We start from the raw sequence: 21,412 nt of genomic DNA, 5'->3' as shown, positions 1-21,412 counted from the left end.
GCCGGCGCCCTCCCCGGTACCACTCAGGCGGGCGGAACGCGCACCCGCGTCGTCACCCAGGCCCCCGCCAACGCCACCACCGCCATCGGCAGGAACACGGCGGCGAAGGCCCCCGGATGGCCGCCGTCGGCCGCAACCGCCGTTCCGGCCAGGCTGCCGCCGCCCAGGGCCGCGAACGCGGCGCCGGTCGCGGCGAGGAGGATGACGTTGGAGAGGGCGTCGGAGATCTGCAGCGCGGCGGAGTTGGCGCCGGCCTCCTGCGGAGCGGACAGCTGGAGCAGGAGCACGCCGGTGGAGGAGATCACCAGGCCCATGCCGAAGCAGCCGAAGCCCCAGGCGACGGCGACGGTCCAGACGGGCACGGAGTGCACCAGCACACTCGGCGCGGTGACGATCGCGGCGGCGACCAGCACCATCCCGGTCAGCATCAGCCGCTGCCGGTACGGCTGCACGCGCGGCCGGGACTGCACCCACGAGCCCAGCGCCCAGGTGCTGCCGCTCGCGGCCAGCGAGAACCCGGCGAGCGTCGGTGACAGTCCGCGCTCGGTGACCAGCATGAGCGGGATGAAGGACTCGGCGGCGACGAAGGAACCGGCGGCCACCCCGCGCAGCAGCACGACGGAGGGCAGTCCGCGGGCCGCCCGGTAGGTGCCGGGCGGGAGCAGTCCGCGGACGGCGGGCACCAGCAGCGCGGCGCCGGCCAGCCCGGGCAGGAGGGAGAGGGGGCGCAGGTCCTGGGCGGCGTACTGCAGGAGCCCGGCGCCGAGCGAGATGCCGAGGGCGAGCCGGATCCGGCGCCGGTCGAAGCCGCCGGCGCCGGCCTCCCCGTCCACCGGGCCCGAGGCCCTGCGCCGTATCTGCGGGAGGGCGAGGGCGAGCGGGAGGACGACGAGGACCGGGATCCCGAGGAAGACCCAGCGCCAGCCGAGGTGCTCGGTCACGGCGCCGGCGGCCAGCGGACCGACGATGGTCGGCAGGATCCATCCCGCCGCGAAGGCAGCCAGGATCGCGGGCTGCAGCCGCTCGGGGTAGGCACGGCCGATGACGACGTACAGGGCGACGATGACGAGCCCGCCGCCCAGCCCCTGCACGGCCCGCCCGAGGATGAACACCCACATGACCTGCGCGGTACCGGCGACCACGAGTCCCGCGGCAAAGGCCCCGATTCCCGTGGTCAGCGCCCCCAGCGGCCCGCGCCGGTCGGACCACTGGCCCGCCAGCACCATGCCGAACAGGCTGGTCGTGAAGTAGCCGGAGAACGCGAACGCGTACAGGGCCACGCCGTGCAGGTCCCGCGCCGCGACCGGCATGGCGGTCCCAACAGCGGTCGCCTCGAAGGCGATCAGCAGCACGACGGAGACCATCCCGACGCTGAGCGCCCGGTAGGCCCGGCCCAGCACGCCTTCGCCCTGCCCCACGGGGTTCACGGCAGTGGCGTCACGGGATTCGAGGGCACTCATGGTCGTCAGAGTAAGGCGCACAGCCCCGTTTGACCCCTGTCGGAGGTCGTGCTGGCACTGCGACCTTGGTCGTACGCCTCCGAGCCGTTCATGAACGCCGTGTGGCAGTCGCATTGCGGCCCCACCGCTCCCCTTGAGCCCCGGCACACCCCCGCCGTAGCTTCGTTTCCACGAACACGGCCGTGTGCCCGAGTGGTTTAGGGGCTCGCCCGCGCTGCATCCATCAGCGAGCTCCGCTCGCGGGGAGTCACGTGGGTCCGATTCCCGCCACGGCTGTGGACGAGTGATTGAACACGGCCGTGTGCCCGAGTGGTTTAGGGGCTCGCCTGCAAAGCGAGTTACGTGGGTTCGATTCCCGCCACGGCCTCTGGCGCCTTGACCAGGCAAGACAGGTGGGCGGCACCTCCCGGGGTGCCGCCCACTCGTTCGTCCGTCTCAGTTGCGGTCTCCGTCGGTGTGCAGGGTGGACGCAGTCACAGCTGACCAGCATGCTGAGCAACTATGCCGAACAGCAGGCCCTTTGCGTCGTCGCCCATGCGGAAGCTTCTCCTGTACACCGCTTCCTCAGTTGCGCTTGGGGTGGTGTTGGGGGTGAGCGAGGTCGCGTTCACCGGGCCCTCCAGCCACTTTGGGAGCCTGCTCATCAAGTGGGGGGTACCACCGGCGTTGTTCCTGCTCGGTCTGGCACTCACCTTCTTGCTGAAGCCCAAAGAGAACCGAGCCCAGTCCGAGACTCGCGCACGAGTACGGGAAGCCGAACAAGTTCTGGAAGACGCCCTCCGTGGCACTGTCCCAACATCGCCGGCTGCTCTCACGACTGACGAAAAATCTTCCGGAGCGCAGGGAATAACAGCACCGGGCGACGCGCAGTCCCGTCTCACACTTTCGGAATTATGGGCAGTCACGCACCGGCGCCTCGACCACTATCACGGCATTGCCCTTGGCCAGGCCAAGCAGTCCTTCCGCAACGCTCAGCTCGCAATGGGACTCGGATTCACCCTGCTTGTCGTGTTCGTCGTCGTTGCTCTCGACGCCACTACAATGGCGGGCAGCATCGTCGCGGGCGCCCTTGGCGCCGTGTCTGCGACGCTGTCCGGTTATATCAGCCGGACGTTCATCCGGTCACAGGAGACTGCGGCGGGGCATCTCCGCGCATATTTTGACCAGCCCTTGGAGTTCTCCCGTTATCTGGCGGCTGAGAGACTGCTGGCCGATGCCGGACTCAGTGACGAGAAGCGGGCGGAGATCTTAGGCCTACTTGTAGAGAAAATGATCGCCGGACAGGCAGAAGTTACACGGTCCAGCGCTGCCGAGGAGCGGTCAGGCCAGTCGTCCTGACCGCGCACGCATTCGCATCACCACATGCGAGAGGGGGCGGCCGGTCCGTCACTTCGCCAAACGCGCCTACGTCGTCCACGGGCCTGCCCGGCGAGGGGATGCCCTCACGTCTCGGCGCGGCGGAACTTACGGTTTGTGGGTTACCCAGAGCAGTTCCGCCGGCCAGCGGTGCGCCCAGTCGGGTGGGTCGGTTTCGTTGTAGCCGTTGGGTGTTCCGAGTTCGGGCCGCGGCTCGATGAGGTCGTCGATGATGAGACCCGCGCCGCGCAGGACCTTGACCCAGTCGCCGTAGGTGAGCTGATAGCTGGTCGCGCCGCCGTCTTCGGCGATGGTGTTCAGCCCGAAGTAGTCCTGCTGCAGCGTCGTGGTCACGCGGCTGGCGGCTTCGTCGTAGCAAGCTTCGAACCATGGGCTGGCGACGTTGAACACCAGGCGCCCGCCTCGGCGCAAGACGCGTGCGGCCTGTGGGACGGCCAGGTGCGGGGGCGCCCAGCTGAGCCCGCCGAAGTCGCAGAACACCAGGTCGAAGCTGTCGGCGGCGAAGGGGAGTTGTTCGGCGGCGCCTTGCACCAGCGGGTAGCGGGCCGCTCCCATCACGCCGGCCGCCGCGGCGAGTTGGGCTTCGGACAGGTCGAGCCCGACCACGGCGGCTCCCTCGGCGGCGAGCGCCCTGGACCACTGGCCGGCGCCGCAGCCGAGTTCGAGGACACGCTTGCCGGTGACGTCGCCCAGGGCGTGCAGGTGCGCGTCGGGGATGGAGTACATGCCCCACAACCGGGGTGTGGCGCCGATTCGCGGGTCGTGCTCGTGCTGGTAGGCGCTGCTGATCCGGTTCCAGAATCGCCGGTTGGCGGGGATGCTGTCCACGTGCCGACTCAAGCGCTGCCTGCCGGGGGCGGTCAACACGATTAGGGCATGGGCCGGCCCTCGCCTCGGTCCGGCCCTGGCTCGGCCCGTGATCCGCCGGGCGCGCCCTGGCCGGGTAAGGAGCCTGGCGGACCCTATCAGTTAAGAGTGGCGAACCCAGGCGATCGATGGCTCTTGGCCTCGCTGCAGCGGGCGTGCAGGTAGGTTGCCAAAGTCCGACGCCGTCTCTCCTTGAACGCCTGCCTGTACCGGCAGGTCCCAACCCCGTTGGGAATGCAGAGAGATGGGAGGTCGGGCGACATGGAGCGATCGACTCGGCGAAGAAGGCACCGCAGACAACGCCAACGGCTGGACTGGGTGGAGTTAGCGGCTCTCTTCCTCACGGCGATCACTGCCATTGCGGGATGCGTTGAGCATTTCCTGTGACGCATGAGGGGTGTACCGGACGGCTGGTCAGGGTGAGTGAACCCGACCGACGCGTGCTCGGCCGGGCCCACCCTGCCCCGCGCACCGGCCTGGCTTTGGGCGGCATCCCGAAGCCAGGCCGTTCGTGTGCACAGGGACGTGTCAAGTGTTCACTGAACAGCACCCGACCTCCTGACTTGCACTGAAGGAGGTGACCCGCACGGTACCGCACGCATGATGGGCATGAGCACGCCAATCGCGGCCATGAGGAGACTTTGTCGACTTTTCTCGTGGCGAATAAGCCCTTGCGGAAGACTGGCGCAGGGGTGGCGAAAGCGAATAGCCAGCCAGCCTGCCTGCGGGGGGTGGCGAAACCTGGCGTATCTGTCCATCAGGCAGCGCATCCCAGAAGAGGTCCCGGCTCCCGAGCGCGGGGTGCCTGCCGGTCGTCGGGTGAAGGCACGTCCGCGGCGTGCGTGCTGTCGGTGAGCCGGGCCGGGTCAGCCTGTCAGGCGGGCGAGGGCCAGCGCGTGCGCCTTGTCGAGGGCGTCAGCAGCGGCGCAAGGGACGTCCGGCTGCACACCGGCGCCCTCCCAGTTCGTGCCGGAGACGGGGTTGATGGCCCGGCCGACGGGGACGGTGGCTTCCAGGTGGGGGTGCACGGTCCAGCCGTTGCACGGGTGTGCGCCGCCGCGGGTGCTCTCACCGACGACCACGGCGCGGCCGAGCTGCTGGAGGTCGTACGCCAGCTCCTCAGCGGCAGAGAAGGTGCTCTCGCTGGACAGCACGTACAACGGCTTGCTGCCACCGAAGCGCGCGCCGGGAACGTACGGCAGGCTCCAGGACTGCTCGCTGCGGTCGCCGCCGTTCCAGGACATGGTGTTGAGGTGGGTGCGCTCGTCGAGTAGGTAGCTGCAGGCGAAGGCGACCGTGTCCGGGTCGCCGCCCCGGTTGGAGCGGAGGTCCACGATGAGCGCCTGCGCGCGGGAGGCCAGGGTGAGCGCGGCGCTCAGCGGTTCGGCGGCCCACTCCAGCGGAAACAGCATCGGGGCCAGCTCCACCACGGCGACCCCGCCGCTGAGCAACTCCACCCGGGGCGCACCGCCCAGCGAGGTGTCGAAGTCCCGGCGCATGGCGTCCCGGGTGGCCGCCCCCTCCTTCGGGGACACCGGCTCGGCGTGGTGCTTGAGTCTCAGGTGCCGGTCGCCGTTGACGGACTGCAGGTCCGCGGTGACCAGACGGGCGAGCTCCTCGGCACCGTCGACGTCGTAGGCCCCCTCGGCGAGGCGCCGTTGCAGCAGGCCGGCGAGCTGCTCGGCCGTCTCGGGGAACACGTAGTGCTCGGTCAGCAGTCGGACCGTCTCGTCGATGACAGGGGCGGGCTGAAACTTCGTCAGAGTCGTCATGGAAGGGAGTAGAGCACTGCCCTTGCCAAAGCGTCAAAGGGTTTAGACACTTTAGGTATGCGAGATCAGTCTTCCCACCTGCCGCCCCCCGAGGACGTCCTGGAGATCGGCGCGCCTGAGCAGTTCGCGGCGCTCGCCCACCCGTTGCGCCAGCGGTTGCTCTTCGCCCTGGGGCAACGGCCCGCCACCCTCAGCCGGCTCGCGGCGCAGCTCGACGCGAAGAAGGGCAACGTGGCCCACCACCTCAAAGTGCTCCGCGAAGCCGGGCTGGTCCACATCGCCGAGACCCGCCAGGTCCGCGGCGGCACCGAGCAGTACTACCAGCGCACGGCCCGCCACATGGTCGTCGCCGAACCCCAGGCGGCAGGCACCGCCGCGATGCTCGCCGCGATCGCCCAGGAGCTGGACCGCTCACCCGCCGAGACCCACCTGACACTGCGCCACCTGCGTCTCAGCCCTGCGAAGGCGAGAGAACTCGGCGAGACTCTCACCAAACTGGTCGACGAGGCCGAGGAAGGCACAGAGGAGCAGCCCGTGCACGGCGCGCTGGTGGCGCTCTATCAGCAGGCCCCGCCGGCCGGCAGGACGACGGCGACATGAAGAAGGCGCGAACCTCCGAGGCCAGCACCACCGGCACCATTGCCCGGACGTCCTCTCATCCCGGCCGGCCGTGGGAGCCCGCCTCGAGGGTCGCGCGAAGGGTGGCCAGGGCCGAGGCGATGCGGGCCAGGTCGTCGGAGGGAACCGCCGCGGTCAGTGAGATGAGCTCGCTTTCGACAAGGGGGCGGGAAGCGGACAACCGCTCCTCACCCGCGGGTGTGAGGCGGAGGACGGACGAGCGGCGGTCCTGGGGGTGCGCGACCCGCAGGCACCAGCCCGCAGCCACCAGCCGGTCGACCGCCTTGCTGACGGCCCCCACGGTGATCGCCAGTTCGCCGACGATGTCGAGCACGCGGCACCCCGGCACGCGGTCGATGATCTCCAAGAGCTCGAACTGCCCCAGTCCCAGCCCTTGTTCGGCGCGCAGCCGGGCGCTCACCGCGTTGTAGAGGCGGGTCTCGACGCGGACCAGATCGGTGAAGATCGGGGTGATGTGGCTCACATTGGCTCCAGTAGATTCCTGGGAATCATCTTCCTCGGAATCCGGTTGGGGTCGGACAGGTGGATTCCCAGGAATCCATCCTCGCACCCGACCCCTGGAGGCCCGCATGTTCCGACAGCAGCGCGACGCCCTGGACGCCCTGCTCCGTTCCGCCCCTCGCAGCGAGGTGCGGCCCACTCCCGAGGAGCAGCGCAGCGGTTTCGCCGCGGCCATCACCCGCCCCGCGCCGGAGGGTGTGGTCACCCGCAGGACCGTCCTGGGCGGGCGGCCGGCCCTGGAGCTGGAGCCGGCCGAAGCCTCCGGCCGCGGCCGACTGCTCTACCTGCACGGCGGCGGCTACGTCATCGGCTCACCGGACACCCACGCGGGGCTGGTCGGTGAACTGTCCCGCCGCGCCGGGCTGCGCGCGACGTCCGTGGATTACCGGCTGGCCCCCGAGCACCCCTTCCCCGCGGCTGTCGACGACGGGCTCGCGGCCTACCGCGAACTGCTGGCGTCGGGCACCGACCCGCGGGACCTCGTCATGGCCGGTGACTCAGCCGGTGGCGGACTGAGCATCGCCACGCTGCTCGCCGCCCGGGAGGCCGGGCTGCCGCAGCCAGCAGCCGTGGTCGTCTTCTCCCCCTGGGCCGACCTCACCCTCGCCGGGGAAAGCATCCGCTCCAAGGAGAGCGCCGACCCCATCTTCACCGAGGCCGACCTGCGCGAATACGCCGATCTCTACGTCGGCGCGGGCGACAGGGCGCATCCCCTGGCCAGTCCGGTGTTCGCCGACCTCACCGGACTGCCCCCACTCCTCGTGCAGGCCGGGGCGAACGAGGTGCTCCTCGACGACGCGGTCCGGCTGGCCGGCCGCGCGGGCGCCGACGACGTCGAGGTCACGCTCGAAGTGGGCCCCGGCCTCCCCCACGTCTTCCAGCACCACTACGGCCGCCTCGACGAGGCGGACGCCGCACTCGACCGCGCCGCCCGCTTCCTCACCGCCCACCTGGGCGCCGGGCGCCCGGCCTCCGCCTGCTGAGGGGCGGGCCGGTCACAGGACCCCGCCCGCCTCGTCCTGGAACAGTTCCGTCCAGTAGTGCCAGTCGGTGCCGGGCGCCGTGCCCGTGGGGTCGACGGCCGACAGGGTGTGGATCATCGCCGCGGCCAGCTGGTCGTACGCCACCGTCGTCAGTTCGTTGCCGAGGTGTTCGTCGATGGTGCGCTCGTGGTGCAGGAGCCAGAGCGTGAAGGCGAGAGTGGAGACGTCGGTGTTGAGGGGGTGGAGCGTCGCCTCCGGGCCGCTGCAGGTCAGAACCCCGCCCGTTCTGCCGTCGACCACCAGGCTGTGGTCGCCGACCAGCCGGCCGAGTCGGATCAAGTGATCGGCGTGGGCCGGGAGTTCGTCCACGGCGCCGTCGCCCGGGTGCTCCTCGGTGGCGTACTCCCGCAGGGTCGGCAGGGGGACGTCCGTGTCGGCGTGGAAGAGGACCGCCTCCTCCGGCAGCCCGGTCTCGCGCAGGAAGCGCCGGGTCGGCTCGTGCGTGAGCGTCGGGGGGAAGTCGACCTCCTCGAAGCGGACCACCCGGCCGTGCCCGAACTGCTGGTCCAGCAGGCGGGCGGGGACGTCCAGGGTGAGTCCGGAGGTGGTGCCGGGGCCCGCGGCGAGGGCGAGGGGGCGGATCAGGGCCGCCGCCTTCCAGTACGGCGGGGCCTCGCCGCCCGCGCCCTCCTCGAAGAGGGCGAGCAGCCGGCGGGTCGCCTCGGCGGCCGTCCCGGGGCCGAACCGACCGGCCAGGGAGGCGAAACGGCCGCGCAGGCCCGCCAGTTCCTCCGTGACCGCGGCGAAGCGCAGCAAGGTGTCCAGGGAGGACGCGAAGGGGCGGGGGTCGGACGGGGCGAAGAGGTACGCCGTCGTCAGCTCGCCGGTGCCGCCGTCGAGCAGGATGGACTCGCGCTCCATGCCCGCCGGGTTGAGCAGTTCGCCGATCACCAGCCGGTCCCGCAGTTCGTCCGCCACGCGGAACGGGCCCTCCGCGGCGTCGGCAAGCGTGCGCAGGCCGTGCGTGCGCAGCGGGGAGAAGGTGAGCAGGTCGGTGGCCGCGGGCAGGCCGGCGCCGGTCAGCAGGCCGCGCGTCGGCGCGTGCGTGACATGGCGCTCCAGCTCCGCCTCGGTCAGCGTGATCGCCGTAAGACCGGCGTCGGTCGTGCTCATCGCTCCCCCGCGATCTTCCCCGTACAGTGCGCCGTCACAGTGCGCCGTCGCATGGGCGAGTGCCGCTGCCCCCACCACTCAGCACACTACGCCGCCCCACTGACAACGGCCCTCGCCGGCAAGGACGCCGGGCGACCCGAGCCCGTTGCGCGCCGGCGCGGATCGCCGCGCTTCGCCGTGCCCCGTCTTGGCGTGGCCGGCCCGGCGGCCCGCACCCGGCCCGAAGCGATCATGCGGCGGAACGCGTCACCCCGGTGACGAGGACGGCCCGCGCGTCAGGTGAAGTAGACGCCACCCACGACGACGGCCAAGGCCGCCACGATGAACAGCAGGATCCAGAAGAACAGCTTGCCGATGCTCGGCGGCGGTTCGTAGCGCGGCTCGTCCGGGGGCGTGGGGCTGCTCACCGGTCCGTCACCACCGCTGCCTGCGGGCGGATCGGGAGGCGGTTGACCGGGCGGCCGGTGGCCGCGCGGACGGCGGAGGCGATCGCCGCCGGTGCCGTCACGACCGGGACGGCGCTGACGGACTTGGCCCCGAAGGGGGCCACCACGTCCCGTTCCTCGACCAGTTTGACGATCCGGATGTCCGGCACGTCCAGCGCGGTCGGCAGGGCGTAGCCGGTCAGGTCGGGGTGGCGGATCAGACCGCGGGGCGTACGGAGGTTCTCCGTCAGGGCGATGCCCACGCCCTGCGTGACGCCCGCCTCGACACGGGCGGCCAGCTGGGTCGGGTTGAGGACCCGGCCCACGTCCTGGGCGACCGCCAGCTCCACCACCCGGACCGAGCCCAGCTCGATGTCGACGTCCACCACCGCGCGGATCGCGCAGAACGCGAGGCCCACGAAGGCGTCGCCCTGGCCGGATGCGTTCAGCGGCTCGGTGGGGTGCGGGCGGCACTGGGCGGTGGCCCACAGTTCCTTGCCGTCCAACGCCTCCGTGACGGTGGTCGACAGGACGCCGTCGTACGAGGTGATCTTGCCGTCGGTGATCTGGAGCAGTTCCGTCGACATGCCGAACTTGTGGGCGAGCGGCTGCAGGAGCTGTGTGCGGACCATCTTCGCCGCGCGCTCCACCGCGCCGCCCGACACCCAGGTGTGCCGGCCGCGGCAGCCGCCGCCCGCCGGGGGCTGGTCGGTGTCGACCGGCGCCACGTGGACTTCCTCGATGCCGAGGGTCTCCTGGACGATCTGCCGGGCGAGGGTGGTGAAGCCCTGGCCGGTCTCCACGGCCGCGCACAGCACCGTCGCGACGCCGTCGTGGACCTTGACCGTCGCCGTGGACACCTCGTCGGCGCCCTCCGCGCCGAGCATGTGGACCATGCCTAGGCCGTAGCCGACGCCCCGGCGCACCGCGCCCGGTTCGCCCGCGCCCTCCGGGCCGCCGGGCAGCAGCCACTCCTCCTCGGGCGTGTCCTTGGGCAGGGCGGGGAGCGGGAAGTCCCGTACCGCCTGCAGGAGTTCGGCCACCGGGGCGGGGCAGGTCACCGTCTGGCCGATCGGGAGGACGTCTCCCGTCGCCAGGACGTTGCGCAGGCGCACCTCGGCCGGGTCCAGGCCCAGCTTCTTGGCCAGCTTGTCCATCTGCGCCTCGTAGGCGGCGCACACCTGCATCGCGCCCTCGCCGCGCACATGGCCGGAGGGCGGGTTGTTGGTGCGTACGGCCCAGCCCTCGATGAAGGCGTTCGGGACGACGTACGGGCCGCAGGCGAAGGACACCGCGGCGGCCAGCGCGTCGGAGGAGGTGTCGGCGTAGGCGCCCGCGTCCAGCAGGATCTGCGCCTCGACCTTCACCAGCTTGCCCTCGGCGTCGGCATGGTGGCGGTAGCGGAGAAGCGTCGGGTGGCGGTGGGCGTGGCCGAGGAAGGACTCCTCGCGGGTCGCCGTGAGCTTCACCGGGCAGCCGGTCTTCAGGGCGAGCAGACCGAGTGGGAGCTGGAAGCCCTGGTCCTCGCGGTCGGCGGTGGCGCCCGGCACCCCGGTGACCACGATCTTCACCCGATCCGGGGACAGGCCGTAGCAGGCCGCCGCGGTGTTGCGGTCGGTGTGCGGGTCGGTGGAGGCCAGGTACAGTTCCACGCCGCCGTCGGGACGCGGCACGGCGAGGCCGGCCTCGGCGCCGATCGGGGCCGGGTCCTGGCGCCCGATGCGGTACTGGCCCTCCACGACGACCTCGCCGACCGCCGACGGGTCGCCGTGGTGCAGCGGGATGTGCCGGATCAGGTTGCCGTCCGGGTGCAGCGGCTCGGCCTCGAAGGCCTGCTCGGGGTCGGTGACCGGGTCGAGTACCTCGTACTCGACGATGACCGCCGCCGCGGCCATCCGCGCGGTGTCCGGATGGTCGGCGGCCACGGCCGCGATTGGCTCGCCGTGGTGGCGTACGACCTCGGAGGCGAACACCGGCCGGTCGGGCGTGCCCCGGCCGTGGCGGGGTGTGCCGGGTACGTCCTCGTGGGTGACGACGGCCCGGACACCGGGCATCTCGCGCGCGTGGCTGGTGTCGACGGACACGATGCGCGCGTGCGCGTGCGGCGAGCGCAGGACGGCCGCCCACAGCAGGCCCTCGGCCCACAGGTCGGCCGCGTACGGGAAGGTGCCCTCGGTCTTGGCGCGGGCGTCGGCGTGCGGCAGGGAGGCGCCCAGACCGTGCGGCAGCGCCTCGGCCTCGGGGGTCGCTTCCGCGGCGGTCGTCGCCGTGGCGGCTTCGTTGCTCACGCCTGGCCTCCGTCCTGGCCGTAGTGCTGGTCGTGCGCCCCCGGGGTGCCGTGCGGCGGGGTGCCGTACGGGTCGGGCGAGCCGTACGGGTCCGGCGCGTCGGCGTAGCCGGGAGCGGCCTGCGGCGTGTCGAACGCGCCCGGCGCCTCGAACGCCGACGGGTTGACGCCCCCGGCGCCGGGGCCCGCCTGATGGGGAATACGGGCCTCGCCCGCGTCCGTCTCGGTGTCACCGGCGTGCGACGCCTCGCGTTCGGCGACGACCTCCTCGACGGCCTGGAGGACGCCCCGGTAGCCGGAGCAGCGGCACAGGTTGCCGCACAGCGCCTGCCGGGTCTCCAGCTCGGTGGGCGCGGGGTTGCCCTCCAGCAGGTCGTGCAGGGTCATCGCCATGCCGGGTACGCAGAAGCCGCACTGCACGGCACCGCACCGGGCGAGCGCGCGCTGCACGTCGGAGGGGTGCCCGTCGACGGCCAGGCCCTCGACCGTACGCACCTCGCTGCCGGCCGCGGTGACCGCCGGGACCAGGCAGGAGGCCACCAGACGGCCGTCGACCTGCACGTTGCAGGCCCCGCACTCGCCCTGCGAGCAGCCGTCCTTGGCGCCCGCGAGACCGAGCCGTTCCCGCAGGACGTACAGCAGCGACTCGCCGATCCAGGCGTCGGTGACGGGCCGGTCGGCGCCGTTGACGCGCAGGACGTAGGACGCGAGCGGGTGGTCGTCGTTCGGCGGGAGGGGCGCGGTGTGCTCCTCGGCCGCGCCGGGGGCGGGGGCTTCCTCGCCGGCCCTGGTGGCGCCTTCGGGGGTGTCGTCCGCTTCCGGCACGGCCGCGTCGGCCGGTTCCGCCGTGGCGGCCGTGTCGACGGGGGCTTCCGGTGCCGACGGGTCGGCGGTCGCGGGGGTGGCCGGCGCGGGGGGCGTGGCGGCGGCTGTGGCGGCCTGCGGGGCGTCGACCGGGGTCTCGGCCGGGCCGTGGGCCGTTGGGCTGCCAGTGGGGCCCTCAGAGGCTTCCACGGGGGCGTCTTCGTGCGCCGCCGGCGTCGCCACCGGTTCGGTCCGCGGTCGCGGGGGCTCGAACGCGCCGGGGTGACCGGCCTGGACCTGCGGGGCGGAGTCACTCGGGCGGCCGGTCGCCGGCCGGCCGGCGCTCTCGTGGTCGGCCGGACCGTGCCCGTAGCGCTCGTCGGGCGCGTACCCCTGCTGGTCGTCGGGCTCGTACGCCTGGTGTTCGTCGGGCTCGTACGCCTGCTGCTCGTCCGGCGCGTACCCCCGCGCCGGGGCGCCGTCCGGTGCGGGGCCGGCCGGCCCGCCCGCCGGGTGCGCGTCGGTGTGGTCGGGCAGGGCGGTGTGGCCGGTGTCCGCGGGCCCGTCCCAGGGGCGGCCCGGGTCCTGCGTCGCCCACGGCGCGGGCGCGCCGCCGGGCAGGGTGGCCGGCGGGGTGCCGCCCCACTGCTCGACCAGGGAGGACGTGGTGAACTCGCCCGACTCGTCCGGCAGATCGCCGCCGGCGACCGGGATGGACCACTGTCCGGTGACGTCGTGCCCGGGCGCGGCCGGGGCCGAGGTCTCCTCGAAGGTCCAGTGCTGGGTAGCGCCCGGCTGGTAGGTGAACCGGTCGTCCGCGTGCGGCGTCTGGGGCGTGGCGTTCGGGTCCGGCCACTGGGCGCCGCCGGCGGGCGCGGTCCAGGTGCCGGTCACAGCGGGGTCCTCGGGGGCGGCCGTTATCCGCGGCGGCACATAGCCGTGACCCGGCGCGGCCAGCGGGCTGTCGCCGGACAGCAGGGCGTCGATACCGCCCTCGGGGAGCTTGACGAAGGCGGTGGCGCCGTCGTCGTAGTCGCCCTGGGGCAGCGGGTCCCAGCGTCCGCCGCCCTGGGGCGTGCCCTCTCCGTGCTGGTCGTCGGTCACGACAGCGCCCTCCCCAGTGCTCGTCGGGCCAGTGCGGCGACGGTGCGCCGCAGGTGCAGTACGGCGGGCGGAAGCGGGGCCACCGAGCCGTCGGGCTCGGGTGCCGGGTCCGGGATGCAGGCCGCGGCGACGTACTCGCCGAAGGCGTTCAGGGCCTCCGGGACGAGCGCGCGGTCGTTGTCCCAGTCGATCAGCTGGGCGACCCACTGCTCGGCTTCCAGAGGCCGCAGCGGCATCGGCGCTATGGCGCCGACGGCGCACCGCACTCCGCGCCGGGCGGGGTCGAGGACGAGGGCCACGGAGGCCAGCGCGCGACCCGGGCCGGTGCGTCCGGTGGCCTTCAGGAAGACCTGCGGGGCGTGCAGCAGCGGCACGCGCACGTAGCCGATGAGTTCACCGCCGCGCAGCATCTCCATGCCGGCCAGCAGGTGCGACACCGGGACCTCTCGGCGGGCTCCGCCCGGGCCCGCGATGATCAGTGTCGCCTCCAGGGCGGCCAGCACCGGCAGCGCGTCCCCGGTGGGGGCGGCCGAGGCGATGTTGCCGCCGAGAGTGCCCGCGTTGCGGATGTGCGGCGGGCCCGCGGCGCGCGCGGCGGCGGCGAGCGCCGGGATCAGGGCCGCGAAGTCGGGGCGGCCCATGCGCGCGTGCGTGAGGCCCGCGCCGAGCAGCGCGTGGCCGTCCTGGTACTGCCAGCCGCGGATCTCGCTGATCCGCCCGAGACCCACCAGGGCGGCGGGCCTGAGCTGGCCGGAGTTGACGGCCGTCATCAGATCGGTGCCGCCCGCGACGGGCACGGCGGTGGGCATGGCCCCGAGGGCCGCCACCGCCTCGTCCAGCGTCGTGGGCAGCGTGACGGCCTGCGCCGCCTGCGGTGCGTGCGTGGTCAAACCGGCTGCCCCTTCCCGCTGCCCCACCTGGTCCCACCTGTGTGGCCGTACGGTACGTGCTCACAGGGCGGACGTGGCAACTCTGGCACATCTTCGCAACGACTGAACGCGGGGGTCCGCTAGGAGGCATTCGCCCACCTCACCACGGAGATGGTCCGTTTTCGCACGGCATCACCCGTGCGCACCGATTGACACTCTTCGGTGACCCTTGACGTGGTTTTCCATTACTTGTTCGCAACGGTCACGTGTTCGGGGCGGTCACTTGTCCGGCGGCGGCCCCTCGACCGGGCGGCCGAGGACTCCGGGGCGCTTCTGCCACGGCCGGGGTCCGGTGGGCGGCCGGTAGGCGACCCCGAGGGCGTCGAGCCGCGCGTAGTGGGCGGCCATACGGCGTTCGAAACCGGCGAAGTCCCGCTCCGCCGGGGCGGGAAGACGGCTCCAGGCCACCTCCGCGAAGGCCGCGAGCCGGGGGAAGGTCTGGTAGTCCACGCGCGCGGCGTCCTCCATCACCTCGGTCCAGACGTTGGCCTGAGTGCCCAGCACATGCCGGGCCTCCTGCTCGGTGAGCCCGGGCGGAACGGGTTCGAACCGGTAGACGTCCTCCAGGGTGCGCACGAACCCGATCGGCACCGGCTCGTCCTCGCCCGGGGCCTGACGGTGGTCCAGATACACGTACTGCTCCGGGCACATGACGACGTCGTGACCGGCCCGGGCGGCCGCGATCCCGCCGCCGTAACCGCGCCAGGAGGACACCGCGGCCCCCTCGGCGAGCCCGCCCTCCAGGATCTCGTCCCAGCCGATGAGCCGCCGCCCGCGCGCGGACAGCCACGCCCCGAAGTGCCCGATGAACCACGACTGCAGCTCGTCCTCGTCGGCGAGGCCGAGGTCCGCGATCCGGCTCTTCGCGGTGACCGACTCGCTCCACTGCTCCTTGCGGCACTCGTCGCCGCCGATGTGGACGAACTGCGAGGGGAACAGTTCCAGGACCTCCTCGAACACTCCCTCGTAGAAGCGCAGGGTGTTGTCGGTGGGGGCCAGTACGTTGGAGGAGATCCCCCAGGTGTCCCACACGGAGAGGGCGGTGGTGTCGATGACGTCGGTGTTGCCGAGTTCCGGGTACGCGGCGACGGCGGCCTGCGAGTGGCCGGGTACGTCGATTTCCGGGACGACGGTGATATGCCGCTCGGCGGCGTAGGCGACGATCTCCCGGATGTCGTCCTGGGTGTAGTAACCCCCGTGCGGCTTCTCCTCCCACAGTGGCGAGGCCCGGTGTCCGAATTTCGTCCGCGGCCGCCAGGAGGCGATCTCTGTCAGCTTCGGATGGCGTTTGATCTCCAGCCGCCAGCCCTGGTCGTCCGTCAGATGGAAGTGGAAGACGTTGAGTTTGTGCGCGGCCATCAGGTCCAGGTAGCGCAGCACGCCATCCTTGGGCATGAAGTGCCGGGCCACGTCGAGCATGAGGCCGCGCCAGCGGAAGCGGGGGGAGTCCTCGATGACCTGCTGCGGGACGGCGAGGGGGCGGCCCGGGCGTACGGGGGCGCGGCGGAAGGCTTCGGGGCCGAGGAGCTGGCGCAGTGTCTGCGCACCCCAGAAGACGCCGGCCGGATCACCACCGCGGATCTCCACGCCCCGGTCGGCGACCACGCTCAGGCGGTACGCCTCCGCCCCTAGCGAGTCCTCCAGGAGCAGGCGTACGCAGCCGCGGGCGTCCTCGGGGCCGGGCCGCAGCGGCAGCCCCAGGGCCGCGCCGAGCGTGGCGCGCAGCCAGCGCTCGGTGGTCTCCGTGCCGGGGGCCGCCCACAGGCTGGTGTCGTGGTCCAGGAAGAAGCCGCGGCGCATCGGTCCCTCTACGGCGCGCGGCGCCGGAATCAGATCGGCCATGCCAGTCCTTTACCGCTCCGCCCGGCCCGGAGACCAGACGGCGCGAGTCGTTCGCGGGAGGAAGGAAAAACACGCTCGTCGCCACCGGAAACAGGATCGGAGGGTGGTCCGGAAGCGGTCGGAGGCGGCTCTGACGCGTCGGTCACGGGACCCGACACAGCGTTGCGGCATACGCAACAGCCGTTTCGATCTACACAACAGGCACGAGGCTAAGGCCCACAGGAAGGCGCTGACAACAGGTCTCCACCACTCTGTGGCCGGAAAACGCGAAGACCCCCGGGAACGCACGTCTCGCACGCGCGTTCCCGGGGGCCCTGCGAAAACTCGGGCCGACGGGCAGGCCGTCAGGTGTCTACTTCTTGTCGCCGCCCTTGTCCTCGCCGCCACTGCCCATGGACTCGTAGATCTCCTTGCACATGGGGCACACGGGGTACTTCTTCGGGTCGCGGCCCGGCACCCAGACCTTGCCGCACAGCGCCACGACGGGGGTGCCGTCGAGGGCGCTCGCCATGATCTTGTCCTTCTGGACGTAATGGGCGAAGCGCTCGTGATCGCCGTCGCCGTGGGACACCTGTGGCGTCGGCTCTACGAGGGTTCCCGTACCAGTCCCGCGCTCGGGCTCGAGAGTGCTCATAACAGACAGGGTACTGAAGCGCATGCGCATCAGTTGAGCGATGGGTCGTCGGGATACGTGGCCACCATCGCCAGCTCGTTGCGCTGGCGGCGCAGGACCTCGCGCCAGAGCCTCTCCGGAGCCGGCGAGGAGACGTCCCCGGGCTCCGACTCGACCACGTACCAGGCGCCCTCGACCAGCTCGTCCTCCAGCTGGCCGGGCCCCCAGCCGGAGTATCCGGCGAAGATCCTCAGGGAGCCGAGGGCCGAGGCGAGCAGTTCCGGCGGGGCCTCCAGGTCGACCAGACCGATCGCGCCGTGCACCCGGCGCCAGCCGAGCGGGGCGAGGTCGCCGTTCGCACCGCCCGGGATGACCGCGACGCCGAGCGCCGAGTCCAGCGAGACGGGGCCGCCCTGGAAGACCACTCCGGGCTCGCCGGCGAGGTCGGCCCAGCCCTCCAGGATGTCACCCACGTCCACCGGGGTGGGGCGATTCAGGACGACACCGAGGGAACCCTCCTCGTCGTGGTCGAGAAGGAGCACCACCGCGCGGTCGAAGTTCGGGTCCGCCAGGGCGGGAGTGGCCACGAGCAGCCGCCCTGTGAGCGAGGACACCTCGGTCATGCCAGACATGATCCCGCATCTTCCCCTTCGGTGGGGAGCCAATCGGCGTCCGGGAGTGAACGCAGCTCAGGGAGCACAGGAACGCCCCGGGCGCACGCCCGGGGCCAGTGACCCCATGTGCCCGAAAGGGAACGGTTCGTGTTGTGACACAGCTATGACGTGACTGGGCGGTCCATGGACTTACGGACGGGGGGTAATCGGCGATTACGCTGTCTCCCCGGCCCCTGCGCACAGTGATCGGCCGCAGCCACCCCCTGTCCAACTCATCGGAACGCGAGATACATGACCGTCAACGACGATGTCCTGCTTGTCCACGGCGGAACCCCGCTGGAGGGCGAGATCCGTGTCCGCGGTGCGAAGAACCTCGTACCGAAGGCCATGGTCGCCGCCCTGCTGGGCAGCGCGCCGAGCCGACTGCGCAACGTTCCCGACATCCGTGACGTGCGGGTCGTCCGCGGTCTGCTGCAGCTGCACGGGGTGACGGTCCGCCCGGGCGAGGAGCCCGGCGAGCTGGTGATGGACCCGACGCACGTCGAGAGCGCCAATGTGGCTGACATCGATGCCCATGCGGGCTCCAGCCGTATCCCGATCCTGTTCTGCGGCCCCCTCCTGCACCGTCTCGGGCACGCCTTCATCCCCGGCCTCGGCGGCTGTGACATCGGCGGCCGGCCCATCGACTTCCACTTCGACGTGCTGCGCCAGTTCGGCGCGACCATCGAGAAGCGTGCGGACGGCCAGTACCTGGAGGCCCCGAAGGGCCTGCGGGGCACGAAGATCAGGCTGCCGTACCCGTCGGTCGGCGCGACGGAGCAGGTGCTGCTGACGGCCGTACTGGCCGAGGGCGTGACCGAGTTGTCCAACGCGGCCGTCGAGCCGGAGATCGAGGACCTCATCTGCGTACTGCAGAAGATGGGCGCGATCATCGCGATGGACACCGACCGCACGATCCGCATCACCGGTGTGGACAAGCTCGGCGGCTACACCCACCGCGCCCTGTCGGACCGTCTGGAAGCGGCGTCCTGGGCGTCCGCGGCCCTCGCGACCAACGGCAACATCTACGTCCGCGGCGCCCAGCAGCGCTCGATGATGACGTTCCTGAACACCTACCGGAAGGTGGGCGGTGCCTTCGAGATCGACGACGAGGGCATCCGCTTCTGGCACCCCGGCGGCCAGTTGAAGTCCATCGCGCTGGAGACGGACGTGCACCCCGGCTTCCAGACCGACTGGCAGCAGCCGCTGGTCGTGGCCCTCACGCAGGCCACGGGCCTGTCCATCATCCACGAGACGGTCTACGAGTCCCGGCTCGGCTTCACCTCGGCCCTCAACCAGATGGGCGCCCACATCCAGCTCTACCGCGAGTGCCTGGGCAGCTCCGACTGCCGCTTCGGCCAGCGCAACTTCCTGCACTCCGCGGTCGTCTCGGGGCCCACCAAGCTGCAGGGCGCCGACCTGGTCATCCCCGACCTGCGCGGCGGCTTCTCGTACCTGATCGCGGCCCTGGCCGCCGAGGGCACCTCCCGCGTCCACGGCATCGACCTCATCAACCGCGGCTACGAGAACTTCATGGAGAAGCTCGTGGAGCTGGGCGCGAAGGTTGAACTGCCGGGCAAGGCGCTCGGCTGACCTCGGACAAGCAACCACGATGGGGCGGCACCCGGAAGTCCGGATGCCGCCCCATCGGCGTTACTCAAAGCGTCCCCACACCGTCCCGTTGGCACAGAGACGGCAAGGTCACTTGCCCTTGGCCGCTTCCTTGAGCTTGGAGCCCGCGGTGACCTTCACGCTGTAGCCGGCGGGGATGTTGATGGGCTCGCCGGTCTGCGGGTTGCGCGCGGTGCGAGCGGCACGGTGGGTGCGCTCGAAGGTCAGGAAGCCCGGGATGGTGACCTTCTCGTCGCCCTTGGCGACGATCTCGCCGACGGTCTCGGCGAACGCGGCCAGCACGGCGTCGGCGTCCTTGCGGGTCACCTCGGCGCGGTCGGCCAGCGCGGCCACCAGCTCACTGCGGTTCATGTTGTTACTCCCGTGTTTTTCTTGCCGTTGGGGTGTGCCACGCGGCGGATCCGCCCGAGGCACTGCGATGCCGATGCGCTCGCGCCCAGGGACGCATCCTGCCCCTACCTGCGGCGGTAAAGCCAATCCGGCACCCGTAGGAGTCGTGAGAACACCCTGGGGAGTCACACGAAAGGCGCCCGCTCGGCGTCACCCTAGAGCGCGCCCGGCATCGGCTGGTTCCCCGACGCGCCGGTGCGGGGGGCTGCCGTGGTGATCCTCACAGCCCTCACACACAGTACAGGGCGGGCAAATCAGCCCGTCCGCGGCAGCGGCTCGTGCCTGCTCGCTCGTGCCTACTCGGCCGACGCCGACGCGCCCACGGCCTTCGCGGCCTCGCGGACCGCTCCGGCGACCGCGCCCGCGACCTTGTCGTTGAAGACGCTCGGAATGATGTAGTTCGGGTTCAGCTCGTCCAGGCTGACCACGTCGGCGAGGGCCTGCGCGGCGGCGAGCATCATCTCTGTGTTGACCGTGCGGGACTGGGCGTCCAGCAGGCCGCGGAAGACGCCCGGGAAGACCAGCACGTTGTTGATCTGGTTCGGGAAGTCGGAGCGGCCGGTGGCCACAACGGCCGCCGTCTGACGGGCGATTGCCGGTTCCACCTCGGGGTCGGGGTTCGCGAGCGCGAAGACGATGGCGCCTTCGGCCATGGCGGCCACGTCGTCGCCGTCGAGGACGTTCGGGGCGGAGACGCCGATGAACACGTCGGCGCCGCGCACGGCCTCCTTCAGGGTGCCGGTGAGGCCCTCGGGGTTGGTGTTGTCGGCGATCCAGCGCAGCGGCGAGTCGGCCGGGGCGTTCACCAGGTCCTCGCGGCCGGAGTGGACGACACCGTGGATGTCGGCGACGACCGCGTTCTTCACGCCGGAGGCGAGCAGCAGCTTGAGGATGGCCGTACCGGCCGCGCCGGCGCCGGACATGACGACCCGGATGTTCTCGATCGCCTTGTCCGTGACGCGCAGGGCGTTGGTCAGGGCGGCGAGGACGACGATGGCGGTGCCGTGCTGGTCGTCGTGGAAGACGGGGATGTCGAGGGCCTCGCGCAGGCGGGCCTCGATCTCGAAGCAGCGGGGCGCGGAGATGTCCTCGAGGTTGATGCCGGCGAACCCGGGGGCGATCGCCTTGACGATCTCCACGATCGCGTCGCTGTCCTGGGTGTCCAGGCAGATCGGCCAGGCGTCGATGCCGGCGAAGCGCTTGAAGAGGGCCGCCTTGCCCTCCATGACGGGCAGGGCCGCCTTGGGGCCGATGTTGCCGAGGCCGAGCACGGCGGAGCCGTCCGTCACGACCGCAACGGAGTTGCGCTTGATGGTGAGGCGGCGGGCGTCCTCGGGGTTCTCGGCGATCGCCATGCAGACGCGGGCCACACCCGGCGTGTAGACCATGGAGAGGTCGTCACGGTTGCGGATGGGGTGCTTCGAGGCCATCTCGATCTTGCCGCCGAGGTGCATCAGGAACGTACGGTCGGAGACCTTGCCCAGCGTGACGCCCTCGATGCCGCGGAGCTTCTCGACGATCTCCTCGGCGTGGGCCGTGGAGGTGGCCGCGATGGTGACGTCGATACGGAGCTTCTCGTGCCCGGAGGCGGTGACGTCGAGGCCGGTCACCGAGCCTCCGGAGGATTCCACCGCGTTGGTGAGCTGCGAGACGGCGGTTCCGCTCGCGGGCACCTCCAGCCGGATGGTCATCGAGTAGGAGACGCTGGGCGCCGTTGCCATGGCCGACTTCCTCTGCTTTCACCGTGTCGCGAGTTGTGCCGTCCGATCGTCGCACCTACCCGTGAGTACGTGATAGTCGCCCGGCATTGCGGACGTTTTGTTCACAGTGGCGCACGATCAGGCGCGCAGTTTCGGAAAACCACTTCCACCATACGAGAAACGATCAGGTGGTGGAAGGGTCGCGCACGGCAAAGAAAGAGGCCCACGTCACATGCGTGACGTGGGCCTCCCACGTTTGTG

General features: G+C 71.5%; 18 protein-coding genes and 2 tRNA genes. 6 read left to right on the top strand and 14 right to left on the bottom strand.

Annotated elements, in window-relative coordinates; genetic code table 11:
* Positions 1-23: 23 nt before the first annotated feature.
* Positions 24-1,460: an MFS transporter gene (locus ACZ7HQ_RS32620; protein WP_470997786.1), complete on the bottom strand. Its 1,437-nt coding sequence runs from the start codon at positions 1,458-1,460 to the stop codon at positions 24-26.
* Positions 1,461-1,638: 178 nt separating this feature from the next.
* On the opposite strand from ACZ7HQ_RS32620, the gene ACZ7HQ_RS32615 reads away from it, so the two are divergent.
* The 3 genes from ACZ7HQ_RS32615 to ACZ7HQ_RS32605 all read left to right on the top strand — a co-directional run bounded on the left by ACZ7HQ_RS32615 (position 1,639) and on the right by ACZ7HQ_RS32605 (position 2,798).
* Positions 1,639-1,736 (top strand) — tRNA-OTHER (locus tag ACZ7HQ_RS32615).
* Between the two features lie 19 nt (positions 1,737-1,755).
* Positions 1,756-1,827: transfer RNA gene (locus ACZ7HQ_RS32610), tRNA-Cys, on the top strand.
* 224 nt (positions 1,828-2,051) lie between these two features.
* Positions 2,052-2,798, top strand: a complete 747-nt coding sequence (locus ACZ7HQ_RS32605; RefSeq protein WP_470997783.1) for a TRADD-N-associated membrane domain-containing protein — start codon at positions 2,052-2,054, stop codon at positions 2,796-2,798.
* A 126-nt stretch (positions 2,799-2,924) separates the two neighbouring features.
* On the opposite strand, the gene ACZ7HQ_RS32600 is transcribed toward ACZ7HQ_RS32605, so the two are convergent.
* Together ACZ7HQ_RS32600 and ACZ7HQ_RS32595 are read right to left on the bottom strand one after the other, a co-directional pair.
* Complete coding sequence (locus ACZ7HQ_RS32600) at positions 2,925-3,665, bottom strand: class I SAM-dependent methyltransferase (RefSeq protein WP_470997780.1); 741 nt, start codon at positions 3,663-3,665, stop codon at positions 2,925-2,927.
* 905 nt (positions 3,666-4,570) lie between these two features.
* On the bottom strand, positions 4,571-5,476 hold the full coding sequence (locus ACZ7HQ_RS32595) for a S41 family peptidase (RefSeq protein ID WP_470997777.1): 906 nt from the start codon (positions 5,474-5,476) through the stop codon (positions 4,571-4,573).
* Positions 5,477-5,533: 57 nt separating this feature from the next.
* On the opposite strand from ACZ7HQ_RS32595, the gene ACZ7HQ_RS32590 reads away from it, so the two are divergent.
* The gene (locus ACZ7HQ_RS32590) at positions 5,534-6,076 is read left to right on the top strand and encodes an ArsR/SmtB family transcription factor (protein WP_470997774.1); all 543 of its coding nucleotides are present in this window, start codon (positions 5,534-5,536) and stop codon (positions 6,074-6,076) included.
* A 55-nt stretch (positions 6,077-6,131) separates the two neighbouring features.
* On the opposite strand, the gene ACZ7HQ_RS32585 is transcribed toward ACZ7HQ_RS32590, so the two are convergent.
* On the bottom strand, positions 6,132-6,578 hold the full coding sequence (locus tag ACZ7HQ_RS32585) for a MarR family winged helix-turn-helix transcriptional regulator (protein ID WP_470997771.1): 447 nt from the start codon (positions 6,576-6,578) through the stop codon (positions 6,132-6,134).
* 106 nt (positions 6,579-6,684) lie between these two features.
* On the opposite strand from ACZ7HQ_RS32585, the gene ACZ7HQ_RS32580 reads away from it, so the two are divergent.
* The gene (locus tag ACZ7HQ_RS32580) at positions 6,685-7,599 is read left to right on the top strand and encodes an alpha/beta hydrolase (RefSeq protein ID WP_470997769.1); all 915 of its coding nucleotides are present in this window, start codon (positions 6,685-6,687) and stop codon (positions 7,597-7,599) included.
* Positions 7,600-7,611: 12 nt separating this feature from the next.
* Here the strand turns inward: ACZ7HQ_RS32580 and ACZ7HQ_RS32575 are convergent, their stop codons facing one another.
* The 8 genes from ACZ7HQ_RS32575 to ACZ7HQ_RS32540 form a co-directional block, all read right to left on the bottom strand.
* On the bottom strand, positions 7,612-8,772 hold the full coding sequence (locus ACZ7HQ_RS32575) for an SUKH-4 family immunity protein (protein WP_470997766.1): 1,161 nt from the start codon (positions 8,770-8,772) through the stop codon (positions 7,612-7,614).
* Positions 8,773-9,047: 275 nt separating this feature from the next.
* Complete coding sequence (locus ACZ7HQ_RS32570; protein WP_470997764.1) at positions 9,048-9,179, bottom strand: hypothetical protein; 132 nt, start codon at positions 9,177-9,179, stop codon at positions 9,048-9,050.
* Positions 9,176-11,485, bottom strand: coding sequence for a xanthine dehydrogenase family protein molybdopterin-binding subunit (locus tag ACZ7HQ_RS32565; protein WP_470997761.1), 2,310 nt, complete (start codon positions 11,483-11,485; stop codon positions 9,176-9,178). Before ACZ7HQ_RS32565 ends, ACZ7HQ_RS32570 begins: the two co-directional genes overlap by 4 nt.
* The gene (locus ACZ7HQ_RS32560) at positions 11,482-13,392 is read right to left on the bottom strand and encodes a (2Fe-2S)-binding protein (RefSeq protein ID WP_470997758.1); all 1,911 of its coding nucleotides are present in this window, start codon (positions 13,390-13,392) and stop codon (positions 11,482-11,484) included. Before ACZ7HQ_RS32560 ends, ACZ7HQ_RS32565 begins: the two co-directional genes overlap by 4 nt.
* Positions 13,389-14,282, bottom strand: a complete 894-nt coding sequence (locus tag ACZ7HQ_RS32555) for an FAD binding domain-containing protein (protein ID WP_470997755.1) — start codon at positions 14,280-14,282, stop codon at positions 13,389-13,391. Before ACZ7HQ_RS32555 ends, ACZ7HQ_RS32560 begins: the two co-directional genes overlap by 4 nt.
* 258 nt (positions 14,283-14,540) lie before the next feature.
* Positions 14,541-16,163, bottom strand: coding sequence for a beta-N-acetylhexosaminidase (locus ACZ7HQ_RS32550; RefSeq protein ID WP_470997751.1), 1,623 nt, complete (start codon positions 16,161-16,163; stop codon positions 14,541-14,543).
* Between the two features lie 352 nt (positions 16,164-16,515).
* Complete coding sequence (locus ACZ7HQ_RS32545; protein WP_191870597.1) at positions 16,516-16,797, bottom strand: DUF3039 domain-containing protein; 282 nt, start codon at positions 16,795-16,797, stop codon at positions 16,516-16,518.
* A 29-nt stretch (positions 16,798-16,826) separates the two neighbouring features.
* Positions 16,827-17,399: a YqgE/AlgH family protein gene (locus tag ACZ7HQ_RS32540; protein WP_363213888.1), complete on the bottom strand. Its 573-nt coding sequence runs from the start codon at positions 17,397-17,399 to the stop codon at positions 16,827-16,829.
* Positions 17,400-17,681: 282 nt separating this feature from the next.
* Between ACZ7HQ_RS32540 and murA the strand changes: the two genes are divergently transcribed.
* A complete protein-coding gene (gene murA / locus ACZ7HQ_RS32535) occupies positions 17,682-19,022 on the top strand; it encodes a UDP-N-acetylglucosamine 1-carboxyvinyltransferase (RefSeq protein WP_470997746.1) in 1,341 nt (446 codons plus the stop codon).
* Between the two features lie 108 nt (positions 19,023-19,130).
* On the opposite strand, the gene ACZ7HQ_RS32530 is transcribed toward murA, so the two are convergent.
* Together ACZ7HQ_RS32530 and ACZ7HQ_RS32525 are read right to left on the bottom strand one after the other, a co-directional pair.
* Positions 19,131-19,412, bottom strand: a complete 282-nt coding sequence (locus tag ACZ7HQ_RS32530) for an HU family DNA-binding protein (RefSeq protein ID WP_023550134.1) — start codon at positions 19,410-19,412, stop codon at positions 19,131-19,133.
* A 335-nt stretch (positions 19,413-19,747) separates the two neighbouring features.
* Positions 19,748-21,172, bottom strand: coding sequence for an NAD-dependent malic enzyme (locus tag ACZ7HQ_RS32525; protein WP_470997743.1), 1,425 nt, complete (start codon positions 21,170-21,172; stop codon positions 19,748-19,750).
* Positions 21,173-21,412 lie beyond the last annotated feature (240 nt).

Source organism: Streptomyces sp. NPDC037290 (genome assembly GCF_055603245.1).
Note: the sequence above shows the minus strand (reverse complement) of the source record. Positions and strands in the feature narration are given on the sequence as shown.